The 13,282-nt window shown below is 47.6% G+C and carries 15 protein-coding genes; all 15 read left to right on the top strand.

The window, feature by feature from the left end:
- Positions 1-11: 11 nt before the first annotated feature.
- Genes flgG through AC5LIL_RS08690 form a run of 15 tightly spaced genes read left to right on the top strand, consistent with a single transcriptional unit; the run spans position 12 to position 13,276 of the window.
- On the top strand, positions 12-881 hold the full coding sequence (flgG, locus tag AC5LIL_RS08760; protein WP_074034702.1) for a flagellar basal body rod protein FlgG: 870 nt from the start codon (positions 12-14) through the stop codon (positions 879-881).
- Positions 881-1,099 carry a flagellar FlbD family protein gene (locus AC5LIL_RS08755; RefSeq protein ID WP_031421671.1) on the top strand — a complete coding sequence of 73 codons (219 nt, stop codon included), beginning with the start codon at positions 881-883 and terminating at the stop codon, positions 1,097-1,099. The genes flgG and AC5LIL_RS08755 overlap by 1 nt, the downstream gene beginning before the upstream one ends.
- Positions 1,092-1,544 carry a flagellar basal body-associated FliL family protein gene (locus tag AC5LIL_RS08750; RefSeq protein ID WP_214691824.1) on the top strand — a complete coding sequence of 151 codons (453 nt, stop codon included), beginning with the start codon at positions 1,092-1,094 and terminating at the stop codon, positions 1,542-1,544. The genes AC5LIL_RS08755 and AC5LIL_RS08750 overlap by 8 nt, the downstream gene beginning before the upstream one ends.
- 9 nt (positions 1,545-1,553) lie before the next feature.
- Positions 1,554-2,543 (top strand): flagellar motor switch protein FliM, encoded by a 990-nt coding sequence (fliM, locus tag AC5LIL_RS08745; RefSeq protein WP_074034699.1) that lies wholly within the window; start codon positions 1,554-1,556, stop codon positions 2,541-2,543.
- Positions 2,540-3,658, top strand: a complete 1,119-nt coding sequence (fliY, locus tag AC5LIL_RS08740) for a flagellar motor switch phosphatase FliY (RefSeq protein ID WP_274663862.1) — start codon at positions 2,540-2,542, stop codon at positions 3,656-3,658. Before fliM ends, fliY begins: the two co-directional genes overlap by 4 nt.
- A 13-nt stretch (positions 3,659-3,671) precedes the next feature.
- The gene (locus AC5LIL_RS08735) at positions 3,672-4,037 is read left to right on the top strand and encodes a response regulator (protein ID WP_074034690.1); all 366 of its coding nucleotides are present in this window, start codon (positions 3,672-3,674) and stop codon (positions 4,035-4,037) included.
- Positions 4,034-4,528, top strand: a complete 495-nt coding sequence (locus tag AC5LIL_RS08730; protein WP_274663863.1) for a flagellar biosynthetic protein FliO — start codon at positions 4,034-4,036, stop codon at positions 4,526-4,528. The genes AC5LIL_RS08735 and AC5LIL_RS08730 overlap by 4 nt, the downstream gene beginning before the upstream one ends.
- Positions 4,525-5,190 carry a flagellar type III secretion system pore protein FliP gene (gene fliP / locus AC5LIL_RS08725; protein ID WP_074034688.1) on the top strand — a complete coding sequence of 222 codons (666 nt, stop codon included), beginning with the start codon at positions 4,525-4,527 and terminating at the stop codon, positions 5,188-5,190. The genes AC5LIL_RS08730 and fliP overlap by 4 nt, the downstream gene beginning before the upstream one ends.
- Positions 5,191-5,201: 11 nt before the next feature.
- On the top strand, positions 5,202-5,474 hold the full coding sequence (fliQ, locus tag AC5LIL_RS08720; protein WP_015881403.1) for a flagellar biosynthesis protein FliQ: 273 nt from the start codon (positions 5,202-5,204) through the stop codon (positions 5,472-5,474).
- The gene (fliR, locus tag AC5LIL_RS08715; RefSeq protein ID WP_499823893.1) at positions 5,471-6,241 is read left to right on the top strand and encodes a flagellar biosynthetic protein FliR; all 771 of its coding nucleotides are present in this window, start codon (positions 5,471-5,473) and stop codon (positions 6,239-6,241) included. The genes fliQ and fliR overlap by 4 nt, the downstream gene beginning before the upstream one ends.
- Positions 6,238-7,332 carry a flagellar biosynthesis protein FlhB gene (gene flhB, locus AC5LIL_RS08710; protein WP_499823892.1) on the top strand — a complete coding sequence of 365 codons (1,095 nt, stop codon included), beginning with the start codon at positions 6,238-6,240 and terminating at the stop codon, positions 7,330-7,332. The genes fliR and flhB overlap by 4 nt, the downstream gene beginning before the upstream one ends.
- A gap of 13 nt (positions 7,333-7,345) precedes the next feature.
- Positions 7,346-9,367, top strand: coding sequence for a flagellar biosynthesis protein FlhA (gene flhA, locus AC5LIL_RS08705; protein ID WP_499823891.1), 2,022 nt, complete (start codon positions 7,346-7,348; stop codon positions 9,365-9,367).
- Positions 9,368-10,441, top strand: coding sequence for a flagellar biosynthesis protein FlhF (locus AC5LIL_RS08700; RefSeq protein ID WP_499823890.1), 1,074 nt, complete (start codon positions 9,368-9,370; stop codon positions 10,439-10,441).
- Positions 10,420-11,259, top strand: a complete 840-nt coding sequence (locus AC5LIL_RS08695) for a MinD/ParA family protein (RefSeq protein WP_214875479.1) — start codon at positions 10,420-10,422, stop codon at positions 11,257-11,259. The genes AC5LIL_RS08700 and AC5LIL_RS08695 overlap by 22 nt, the downstream gene beginning before the upstream one ends.
- A 19-nt stretch (positions 11,260-11,278) precedes the next feature.
- Positions 11,279-13,276 (top strand): chemotaxis protein CheW, encoded by a 1,998-nt coding sequence (locus AC5LIL_RS08690; RefSeq protein ID WP_499823889.1) that lies wholly within the window; start codon positions 11,279-11,281, stop codon positions 13,274-13,276.
- The last annotated feature ends 6 nt before the right edge of the window (positions 13,277-13,282 follow it).

The raw sequence follows: 13,282 nt of genomic DNA, 5'->3' as shown, positions 1-13,282 counted from the left end.
GGGAATTTATTATGTTAAGAGCAATGTACTCAGGGATCAGTGGTCTGAAGAACTTTCAATCGAAATTAGACGTCGTCGGGAACAACATCGCGAACGTCAACACGTTCGGTTACAAAAAGGGTCGTGTCACGTTTAAAGACCTCGTCAGTCAACAAGTCGGTAGTGCGTCAGGCGGGAACGGAGCGACGGCCGGAGGGATTAACCCGAAAGAAGTCGGTCTTGGTGGGACGATGGCAACGGTCGATAACGTCTACAACCAAGGAGCGATGCAAAATACGGGACGTGCGTTAGACGTCGGTATCTCGGGTGAGGGCTTCTTCGTCACAATCGTCAACGGACAAGCACAGTACACACGTGCTGGTAACTTTTATACGGACAATAACGGTGACTTGGTAACAGGTGAAGGAACGTACTTATTAGGAACGGGTGCAAAACCTGCTGCTAACCTACCTGCTCCGAACTTGACTGGGAATATTCCTGACGTCGTGGCAGGATCGACGGCTTACGGGAAAATCTCAATTCCGACAGATGCACGTTCATTGTCGATTGGAAAAGACGGTCAAGTCAGTTATGTCGATGCAGCCGGTGCACTTCAGACAGCAGGCTATATTGTGACGGCAAACTTCAGCAACAATGCTGGTTTATCGAAAGTCGGTGCTAACAACTTCTTACAATCTCAAAACTCAGGCGACCCACTCATCGGGGCAGCCGGTGATTTAGGACGAGGTAACCTCGTTTCAGGTGCTCTTGAAATGTCGAACGTCGACCTTTCTGAAGAGTTTACGGAAATGATTGTGGCACAACGTGGTTTCCAGGCGAACACACGAATTATTACAACGTCAGACGAGATTCTTCAAGAACTCGTCAACTTGAAACGCTGATGATTCGCGTCACGGCATTTCGGGGTGAGGAATTCGTGCTCAACGCTTTGCTCATCGAAACGGTGAAAGCAGAACCGGACACGATTATCCAATTGTTTAATGGCAAAACATATCTCGTGAAAGAAACGAAAGATCAAATCATTGAACGAACTGAAGCCTTTTACCGCTCAATCGGTTTAGTCGGAACGATGTTCACAAGAGGTGAAGAAGATGAGTGAAGAAGAGAAGAAAAAGGGTGGCGGCCTGAAGGTTGTCATCATCTTACTAGTCGTCCTACTCGTCATGGGCGGAGCCGGCTTCATGACATATAAATACGTGTTCGGAGATAACGTCACCGCTAAAACGAAACCGGTCACTGCCGAAGAATTGGCGGAACGAAGCTTCACGACCGATGACATGACGACGAACATTCAAGATGAGCGTTTCATCAACGTTCAATTCACGATTGTCACAGATTCTTTGGAAACAAGGGAGAATCTAGAGTTACGTAAATTCCAAGTACACAACGTCATTCTCGGGGATTTGGCTGGAATGACAAAAACACAGTTAGCAACAAAAGAAGATATGCAAAAGTTTGAACAGACACTACGAGAACAACTTAATGGACTGCTTGAAGAAGGTGAAGTCCAACGCGTCTATATGACGAAGAAAATTATTCAGTGAGGTGGCATCATGGGAGAAGTACTGTCTCAACAAGAAATTGATGCCTTACTATCTGCACTAAGCAGTGGGGATGTCGAAGCGGATTCCTTTCTTGCGCAAGAGGAAGAAAAGAAAGTTCGGCAATATGACTTCAAGCGAGCCGTCCGATTTTCAAAAGATCAGATTCGCAGTTTGACTCGAATTCACGAGCACTTCACTCGCATGTTAACGACGTTCTTCTCGGCCCAACTGCGCACATATGTTCAGTTTTCCGTCAACTCGGTCGAACAACTACCGTACGATGAATTTATTCATTCTATTCCGAGTATGACGATGATCAACTTGATTGAAGCGCCACCGTTAAACGGACGATTCATCATCGAGGTCAATCCGAACATTTCCTATGCGATGCTCGACCGTCTACTCGGCGGTCCGGGTGTCGAGATGGACAAAATTGAATCGTTCACAGAAATCGAGATGCGCATTCTGACGCAATTATATAAGCGTGCCTTCTCAACGTATGGAGATGCGTGGGAATCGATTGCGGAAATTAAGGCGGAAATGTCTGCAGTGGAAGTAAATCCGCAGTTTCTACAGCTCGTTTCACCAAACGAGACGGTCGTCCTCATCTCGATCGGGGTGACGATCGGCGAAGTGAGCGGAACGATCAACGTTTGTCTTCCATTCGTGACAATCGAACCGGTCTTGTCGAAGTTGTCGAGTCATTACTGGATGCAGGAGGCGAATCGTCGTAATGCGAGTGAGTCAAGCAAAGAACCACTCAAAGCCCAGTTGATGAACTCGACGGTCGAGGTCGTCTCGTTACTAGGCGAAACGACAATCACGTTTGGTGATCTGTTGCACCTTGAAGTTGGGGACTGTTTGGCACTTGATCAAGTGGCGAAAGAACCTCTATCTATCATGGTAGGGGAGAATAAAGTATTTAAAGGGCAAGTCGGTGTGAGCGGGAAGCGGATGGCGGTTCAGGTGCTTCACCGTGTGAAGGAGGAAGAGCAATGAGTGAAATGCTGTCACAAGATGAAATTGACGCGTTACTACGTGGGACAAGCGACAGTACGCCGACGCCAAAGGCGGAAAAAGAAGAGCACCTAGATTCGATGGAAAGCGATGCTCTTGGGGAAATCGGAAACATTTCGTTTGGAAACTCAGCAACGGCATTGTCGACGTTGCTACAACAAAAAGTAGAAATTACGACACCGGTTGTCAGTGAAGTGAGAATCGAAGAGTTGCGTGAGCGTTATCCGACGCCTCATGTGGCATTACGTGTCGGGTACACGGAAGGGATAAAGGGTGAAAATGTCCTCGTCTTGACTCGCGAAGATGCGGCTATCATCTCTGACCTCATGTTAGGTGGGACGGGAGAGAACGTCGATCCTGAAAGCCTTGATGAGATTCGTTTATCGGCCGTTCAAGAAGCGATGAACCAGATGATGGGTGCTGCCGCGACATCTTTATCGACAGTATTCTCGAAGAAGATTGACATTTCTCCACCACTTGTCGAAGTGTTTGATGCGACGAAAAATCAAACCATTATCGACCGCCTCGAACTTTGGGAGACGATGGTGCTCATTGAGTTCAATCTCAAAGTCGGTACATTGATTGACTCGACAATTGTTCAAATTGCACCAATTCAATTTGGAAAACAGTTGGTCGACGAATTGATGAAAGCGACCGGTGAGGCACAAACGGCAGTGGAGCCTGTAAAAGAACAGCCGAAAGCCGAGGCACCGAAACCTCAACCACAGGCGCAACCACAGGCACAACCACAACCGGAAAAGCAAAAATCGATGCCGGAGGTCGCGGTAAGCCAAGCAGAATTCATGCCGCTCCAATCACCGGCTCCGCAAGAGTCCGTGCCGGCGAACTTAGGATTACTGTATGACGTTCCGTTGAACGTGACCGTCGAACTAGGCAGAACGAAAAAATCTGTCCGGGAAGTACTCGAGCTATCACAAGGTTCAATCATCGAACTCGACAAGCTAGCAGGCGAACCTGTTGATATTTACGTCAACCAACAGCGGATTGCTAGAGGAGAAGTAGTCGTCATTGAAGAAAACTTTGGGGTACGTGTAACAGAAATTATTCAACCGCATGAGCGGATCGGAATCGTTTAAGGAGGAAATTAGAATGAGTGCAAAAGTATTAGTAGTAGACGACGCAGCGTTCATGCGTATGATGATCAAGGATATTTTGACAAAGAACGGATATGACGTAGTAGGTGAGGCAGAAAACGGAGCTGACGCGGTCGTAAAATATCGTGAGCTCACACCGGACCTCGTCACACTTGATATCACGATGCCAGAGATGGACGGACTTGCAGCATTAAAAGAGATTCGTAGTTTCGACTCGAACGCAAAAGTCATCATGTGTTCAGCGATGGGGCAACAAGCGATGGTCATCGATGCGATTCAAGCAGGTGCGAAAGACTTCATCGTCAAACCGTTCAACGCAGAGCGCGTCATCGAAGCGGTTTCTAAAACGGTCGCACAATGAAGAAATGGTGGTTGATTATTCTTCTCGTGGTCGGTCTTTATATTCCGACCACGGTTGAGGCCGCCACCGTAGACCAACAATTCGAGCAAAAACAGACAGAAGAATTGGAAAGTAACGTTCCAACGACAGCGTCAACGATTGGGAATGGCGTGAAAGTCGTGTTGAGTCTCGTAGTCGTGGTCGGCGGTTTCATCGTCTTGATGCGTTGGCTCGGTTCCAAAACACAAGGTGTGAAAGCGACTCAGCATATGAAACATCTCGGAGGCGTCCCACTCGGAAAAGACCGTTCCGTCCAACTCGTGAAGCTTGGAGATCAAGTCTATGTCCTCGGCGTCGGGGAATCGATTCAATTGATTGATCGACTCGATGCGGAAGCGGTGGACGAGGAGCAGTCGGAACCTTTATCACTCCGAACGGCGAATTCGAATGCATTTTTGGATACCTTTAAGAAACAACTTGCTCAACTAGAAGAAGTGAGGAAGAAGTCATGACAACGTTTGAGCAATTAATCAATTTAGAGACACCAGACAGTACATCCACATCGATCAAACTCTTGATTTTACTGACGTTATTGACACTTGCACCATCTTTTTTAATTTTGATGACGTGCTTCACACGTGTCGTCGTCGTCTTATCTTTCATTCGACCGGCGCTCGGTACACAGCAAACACCGCCAAACCAGTTGATTGTCGGATTAGCCTTGTTCATTACATTGTTCGTCATGTCTCCCGTTCTCTCTGATTTGAATGAGAACGCATTAAAACCTTATCTCGATGATAAAATCTCTCAAGATGAAGCGTTTGATGAAGCGAGCGGAACGATGAAAGAATTCATGTCGAAATATACAAGACAAGAAGATTTGCAACTCTTTTTGAAGTATGGGAACTACGAGCAGCCTGAATCACTTGATGACGTACCGCTTCTCGCGCTCGTTCCGGCATATGCGATTAGTGAGTTAAAAACGGCTTTCCAAATCGGATTCATGATTTTCTTGCCATTTTTAATTATCGATATGGTTGTTGCGAGTGTCCTCATGTCGATGGGGATGATGATGTTACCACCGGTCATGATTGCCTTACCGTTTAAATTATTGTTATTTGTATTGGTCGATGGCTGGCACTTGATTGTGGAGTCATTGCTTAGAAGTATGTAGGGGGAACGGACATGACACAAGAAATGGTCATTTACTTGGCAACTGAGAGTGTGTGGACATTATTAAAAATTTCAATGCCATTGCTACTCATTTCACTGATTGTCGGTCTCGTGATCTCGATTTTACAGGCCACGACTCAAATTCAAGAACAGACGCTTTCGTTCGTTCCAAAAATCATCTCGGTCTTTATTGGTCTTGTCATCTTTGGACCGTGGATGCTTCAACAAATTGAAGGGTTCACGCGACTGATTTTTGAGCTGATGGTCGAGGTTGCGTCGAAATGAATGCGGTCGACTTCATCAGTATGTACGGTCTGACGTTTGCGCGACTCTCTGGCTTCTTTGTCAGTGTCCCATTGTTCTCGACGAGGCAGTTGCCGGTTATGCATCGCGTCGGATTTAGCGCGTTTTTAGCGTATTACGCAATGTTCACATTGACCGAGCCAATCGAGATGACGAATGCGTTCGTCTTGCAAGTCGTCTATGAGGTCATGATCGGACTGTTGCTTGGACTATTGATTAACATGCTCTTTTTTGCTCCGCAAATTGCCGGAGGGGTCATCGATCTTCAACTCGGATTGGCGATGGCTTCCGCATATGATCCGATGTTTGGCGGACAGTCTCCGCTCATTGGACGATTTTATTATATTTTTACCTTGTTTATCTTATTGACGAGTAATTTACATTTACTCCTGATTGACGGCATTTATTACAGTTTTCAAATCTATCCACCCGGTCAACCGATGATCAACTTCTCGGAAGCCTCACTCATGATGGCAGTGAAAGTTGTCACGATGACGATGATGGTCGCCTTGCAATTGGCTTTGCCGATGATGGCATCATTACTACTTGTCGATTTGGCACTTGGATTTTTAGCAAAATCGGCGCCACAGTTCAATATCTTTGCAATTGGTTTTTCGTTTAAACTCATTGCTGGATTTGCCGTCATGGTGTTGTTGATGGGATTGACATTGACGGGCATTAGTCAGTTCATTCCGCTATTACAAGAAGTCATGCACGACTTTATGCTCATACTAGGAGATGCCTCATGAAGAAGCCTCTATATCCTTTATCGGTCAATCTACAGTTTTTTGCAGGTGAAAAAACAGAAAAAGCGACACCGCGTAAACGAGAGGACTCACGAAAGAAAGGGCAAGTCGCGAAATCTGCTGATTTGACGGGAGCATTCGCGCTCTTTGCCATGTTTCTCATGCTGTCATTCTTCGGACCAATGATTGGGCAACAACTGCTTTCATTAGTCGGTGATTTACTTAGCCCACAATATTTACTGTTCAATATATCTGAGGGCATGTCAGGAATGGTCATCGACTTGATGCTTCGAGTCGGACTGATTTTGGCTCCATTCTTCATCGTCGCTGTCGTGTTTGGGATTCTCATCAACTATTTACAAGTTGGAACGTTGTTTTCTTTGGAAGCAATCCAGCCAAAGCTCGAACGGATCGACCCGATCAAAGGGGTAAAACGGATCGTCAGCATGAAAGCGGTCGTCGAATTTTTAAAGTCCTTATTCAAATTTTTGATTATCCTGACAACCGCTGTTGCTGTCCTTTGGCAAAACCAAAAAGAATTGTCCCGAATGGCCGTCGAACAGATTCGAGAATCGATTGTCGCGCTCGCAGGGATCACGATTGAGCTTGGGCTCTGGGTAAGTGTCGCCTTGCTCGCACTCGCATTACTCGACTTTTTTTACCAACGATTTGATTTCGAAAAATCGATTCGAATGTCAAAGCAAGACATTAAGGACGAGTATAAAAACTCGGAAGGTGACCCACTCATCAAATCCAAGATTAAGCAGCAACAACGGGAAATGGCGATGCGACGGATGATGCAAGAAATTCCGAATGCCGACGTCGTCATCACAAACCCGACCCATTACGCGGTCGTCATCCGCTACGATGACACGAAAGATTTTGCGCCGCTCGTTGTCGCAAAAGGGGTCGACCGAGTCGCCTTTCATATTCGAGATGTCGCAAAAGAGCACGATGTGACGATTGTCGAGAACAAGCCGCTCGCACGTGCGCTCTACGCACAAATCGATATTGGAGAAGTGGTGGACGAATCATTCTACCAAGCAATCGCGGAAGTGCTCGCGTTCGTCTATCAAATGAAGCAACCGTCTTGAGGAGGAGTATGTGTTGGCAGTAAAAGCAAAAGATTTTGCAGTTTTGATTGGTGTCTTGATGATTGTCATCATGCTGATCATCCCGTTACCGGGCTTTTTATTAGACTTTTTAATCATCGTAAATATTTTAATCGCCCTCATGATCTTACTTGTGGCGATGAATGCCAGAGAAGCGCTTGACTTCTCCGTATTTCCTTCTCTCTTATTGATCGTGACGTTGTTTCGTCTCGGATTGAACGTATCGACGACCCGCTCGATTCTCTCGAACGGGTATGGAGGGGAAGTTATTGCGACCTTTGGTGACTTCGTCATCGGAGGAAATGTCCTTGTCGGATTCGTCGTCTTCCTGATCCTCGTCATCATTCAGTTCGTCGTCATTACAAAAGGTGCCGAGCGTGTGTCTGAGGTATCCGCCCGCTTCACACTCGATGCAATGCCAGGGAAACAGATGGCCATCGATGCTGACTTGAACTCCGGATTGATTGATGACAAGGAAGCGCAGATGCGTCGCCGTAAAATTCAAAGCGAGGCCGACTTTTACGGTTCGATGGATGGGGCATCCAAGTTCGTCAAAGGGGATGCTATCGCCGGAATCATCATCGTGACGATTAACTTGATTTTCGGAATCATTATCGGCGTCGTTCAAATGGGACTACCGGTCGGGGAGGCATTCCAAACATTCTCGCTTATGACGATTGGGGACGGACTCGTCAGTCAAATCCCAGCACTCTTGATTTCGACAGCGACCGGGATCATCGTGACCCGTGCCGTCTCAGACGGCAATTTAGGGGAGGATGTCATCGACCAGCTCGGTCAAAACCCATCGCTTCTCTATATCGCAGGCGGCATCGTCTTCTTGCTCGGTTTCGTGTCACCTCCACTTATTCCAGTGACGATGATCATCGCAGGTACAGCGTTCTTCGGAGCGTATACGATGCGACGAAACATCCGGCAGGTAACGGAGGAACCGATTATGGAAGAAGAACCTTCGATGGCTCCGACAGAATCTGTCGTCTCGCTCTTACAAATCGATTCGATTGAATTCGAGTTCGGCTACGGCTTGATCCCCCTTGCGGATGAGTCACAAGGCGGTGACTTGTTAGATCGTGTCGTCATGATACGTCGTCAGCTTGCACTCGAACTCGGTTTTATCTTGCCGACGGTTCGTATTCGCGACCACCTACAACTCTCGCCGAACGCGTATCGCATCAAGGTGAAAGGAAACGTCGTTGCAGAAGGGGAGTTGTTACTCGACCATTACTTGGCGATGAGCCCAGGGATTGAAGACCCAGAAGTATATGGAATTGAAACGACGGAACCGGCATTCGGACTTCCTGCCCTTTGGATTGATGAGGAGACACGGACGCGAGCTGAAATGAGTGGGTACACTGTCGTAGACCCACCATCCGTCGTCGCGACACATTTGACCGAAACGCTGAAAAAGCATGCCGCTGATTTACTCGGTCGTGAAGAAACGAAACAACTCGTCGAGCACTTGAAGGAAACTCATCCGGTTCTTGTAGAAGATGTGACGCCTTCAGTCCTCTCGATCGGTGAAATTCAAAAAGTACTACGTCACTTATTACAAGAGAACGTATCGATTCGAAACTTGCCTCTCTTGTTCGAGACGATGGCAGACTACGGAAAGGTAACGAAAGATGCAGAAATCCTCGGGGAATATTGTCGCCAAGGATTATCTCGTCAGCTGACCGACCAAGTCAAGCCACCAGAAGGTCCATTGTATGTGGTCACGTTTGGTGGTCAGACGGAACAGACCGTTCAAGATGCCGTACAGAAGACCGAGTTTGGGAACTATTTGGCGCTCGACCCGGAGCAAGCACGTGAGATCATCGAACGTACGGGCGAACAATTGTCGATGTTCGAACGCTACGGTGCATCGGCGGTGATTTTATGTTCACCAACGATTCGATTGTTCGTCCGACAGTTGCTCGAACGATACTATCCAGATGTGCCTGTTTTGGCCTATAACGAGTTACTCAGTTCCGTCGAAGTGAAAAGTATTGGGGTGATTTAAATGCAAATTAAAAAATTTACAGCAAAAACGATGGCTGAGGCGATGACGAAAGTGAAGCAAGAGCTAGGTGATGAAGCGGTCATCCTCAATTCGCGGCAAGTGAAGACCGGATGGTTTGGTTTATTCGCTTCGAAACAAGTGGAAGTCATCGCCGCACTCGAAAAAGAGAAGGCGGTCACGAAGCCAAGGCGAACAGAATCGGTTCGGCCAGAGCCGACCACAGCACCTGCACCAACGCCATCACCTCAAGTACCGTCAACACCTCGTATGGTAGGAGGGACAGCACCAAGGCTGCACTCGTCACTACAGCACATCGACGCGTTACTTTCGACGGAGTCGTTCGCAGAAGAGTCATGGGAAGAGACGTTGAACGAGCTTTACTATACGACGAAGTCTGTGGAAGTAGCAGAACGATTCGTGTATGAGCAAGTTAAATCGACTTTCGTCGAGCCACCTGAAGCGAAGCGCTATGTCATGCTCGCCGGACCGACGGGTGTCGGAAAAACGACGACACTTGCCAAACTAGCTGCACATTTCAAATTGACAGAAGGCAAAACGGTCGGGCTGATTACGACAGATACGTATCGAATCGCGGCCATCGAACAGTTGAAGACGTACGCTGAAATTATGAATATCCCTGTCGAAGTGGCATACGACTTTCATGATTTTAAGCGAGCGAAGCAATTATTTGCGCGAAAAGATATTGTATTGATCGATACGGCAGGTCGAAACTTCCGAGACCCAGCATACGTGGAACAATTTCACGAACATCATGACTTCACGGAAACGAGTCTATCGCTTGTATTGAGTTTGACATCCAAAATGAAAGATATGGATATGATTTATTCCCAGTTCGAATCCCTCCCCCTCAGTTCGCTCATCTTCACTAAAGCGGATGAGACGAGTGACATCCACGCGATGTATCGAATGGTGAAAAAGAGCGGCTTGCCTGTCGCATGGATGACAGACGGTCAAGAAGTGCCAGATGATTTGATTCGAGGAGATGCGGAGGCGTTGACGAAACGGCTGTTTGAGAAAGAAGGGTGGGCCAGATGGACCAAGCAAGGCGTTTAAGAGCAATCAATGATGTCCATCCGACGACCATCGCTTTTGCGAGCGGGAAAGGCGGCGTTGGAAAGACGAACGTTTGCGTCAATACGGCAATCGCCCTTTCGGAGCTCGGAAAACGGGTGTTGATCGTTGACTTTGATATTGGCATGGCCAACGTTCACATCTTGATGAACGCAATGAAGTCGAGAACGATGATCGAGTCTGTAAAAGCTCGTATTCCATTGGCTGCAGCTGTTCAGAAAAATGTGCATGGTGTCGATATATTACATGGAGGGAGTGGACAAGACCAACTCGTCCATCTCTCAGATGATGACATGCAATTTCTCATGCGAGAACTCGAAGTACTGACCGCATATGATTACGTCCTCTTCGATATGGGCGCCGGGGCGACGGACACCTCCCTGCAATTTATTGCGGGGTGTGACGAAATGTTTTTGATTTTAACACCGGAACCGACTTCGCTCATGGACGGGTACGCATATACAAAACTAGTGCATCATCAATATCCCGACTTACCACTCGGCGTCATCGTAAACCGAGCTCAGTCTGGAGAGGAAGCACTGCAATGTTTCGAACGGATGGAAGTCGCATGCAAGCAGTTCTTAAATAAGACGATTCGATTCCTCGGATTTTTACCGGATGACCCTTCAGTCCGAAAGGCAGTCATCGCACAAGTCCCGTTTTATCAATACAATCGAAAAAGTGATATTAGCTGGCGGCTCGAACGAATTTTGACAACGCTTACGGGAACGCCTCCAAAACCACGTCACTTGATGGACCGTTTGATGGGGAACTTACGGAAACAATGGAACCGAGTATAACGACAGGGAGGCAATAAAGATGGACGTGAACGAATACTTAGGGTTGTTTTTAGATGAATCCCAAGAACATATCCAATCGATCAACACACAGTTACTTAAGTTAGAGCAGTCGGGTGGGGCGGATGTCGTTCAAGAGATTTTCCGGTCTGCACATACGTTAAAAGGGATGTCTTCGACGATGGGGTACGAACGCGTCGCCAATTTAACGCATGAGATGGAAAGTGCACTCGACCTCGTTCGTGGTGGTAAAAAAGAAAGCAACCAACTCTTGTTGGATACGATGTTCATCGCGATGGAACAAATGGAAGACATGATTGCCGATATCGAGAACGGGGGACAAGGGGCAAACGTGGATGTTTCTGAAACGGTCGCCGCATTCCAATCATTCATCGGTGGAAAAGAGGTTGTGGTCACTGAAGCGAAAGAGTCGAGCACTTTCGACGTCGACCTTTACACAAACTCGGTCATCGACCAGGCGAAACAGACTGGATTTGAAGCGTATCAAATCACTGTGAAACTATCAGACGCTGTCGTCTTAAAAGCGGCTCGGGCGTATATGGTGTTTGATCGCCTTCAAGAACTCGGTGAAGTGGTACGGACACATCCGGAGACAGAAGAGATTGAACAAGAGCAATTCGACTTATCGTTTGACGTCTTGTTCCTCTCACAAGAGACAGCGGAAGTCATCGAACACGCCATCGCCCAAGTGTCGGAAGTGGAACGTGTCGAAGTCAATGTGTTCACAGGGGCGTCAGAAAGCGAACCAGAAGTCGCAGTGACAGCCGAAGCGATAGTCCCAGAACCAGTGGTGCAGACAGCTTCAGATCAGGAAGAAAAAGACACGAAAGATACGAAAGAACAAGTTGCGGCCCAGGCACAAGCGAAGACGATTCGTGTCAACTTGGAACGAATCGATCGTCTCATGAACTTGTTCGAAGAATTCATCATCGATCGTGGACGTTTGGAACGACTCGCTGACGAGGTGGGGCAACCAGAATTGAATGAAACGGTTGAAAAAATCAAGCGGGGTACGAACGAACTACAATCTCTCGTCTTGACACTTCGCATGATGCCGATCGAACAAGTGTTCAATCGCTTCCCGCGTATGGTGCGGTCGGTCGCAAAAGAAATCCATAAGAAAGTTCAATTGGATATTTCGGGTGCGGAGACAGAACTAGATCGTACGGTCATCGATGAGATTGGCGACCCGCTCGTTCACTTGATTCGGAATGCGATCGACCATGGAATCGAACGTCCAGAAGTACGCGTACAAGCTGGGAAGCCGGAACAAGGCATGCTCGCCCTTCGTGCTTATCACGGCGGGAACCGTGTCTTCATCGAAATTGAAGATGACGGCGCAGGGATCAATGTCGATAAAGTTCGTGCAAAAGCGCTAGAACGTGGTGTCATTTCAGATGAAGAGGCGACCATGATGTCTGAGAATGAGTTGGCGATGTTGATCTTCGCCCCAGGTTTCTCGACAGCAGATGTGGTGACAGACCTTTCAGGTCGTGGAGTCGGACTCGATGTCGTCAAAAATAAAATCGAGTCGCTCGGTGGTGTCGTTTCGTTAGAGACGGTAGCGGGACAAGGGACGAAATTCCAAGTCAGCTTGCCACTCACCCTCTCCATCATCTCGGCCATGCTCGTACAAGTCGGCGAGGAATCGTATGCGATTCCGTTGTCATCGATTCTTGAGACGACTTTACTTGATGAGGCGGACATCTTGACGGCGCATCGTGAGCGCGTCTTTGATTTCCGTGGGCAATTGGTTCCACTCGTCTATTTGAAAGAAATGTTCGGAATCGAATCTGAAACGAAGTCCCAATTCCCGGTCGTCGTCGTTCGAAAAGGCAACAAACTCGTTGGCGTCGTCGTCAACGATTTGATTGGCCAACAAGAAATTGTCATGAAACCGCTCGGTACGTATCTTGAAGGGATTCCAGCTATCTCAGGTGCGACCATACTTGGTGACGGTCGCGTCGCCCTTATCGTAGATAGTAACGATCTCTTTTAAGGAGGA

Source organism: Exiguobacterium sp. RM11, from assembly GCF_059821525.1.
Note: the sequence above shows the minus strand (reverse complement) of the source record. Positions and strands in the feature narration are given on the sequence as shown.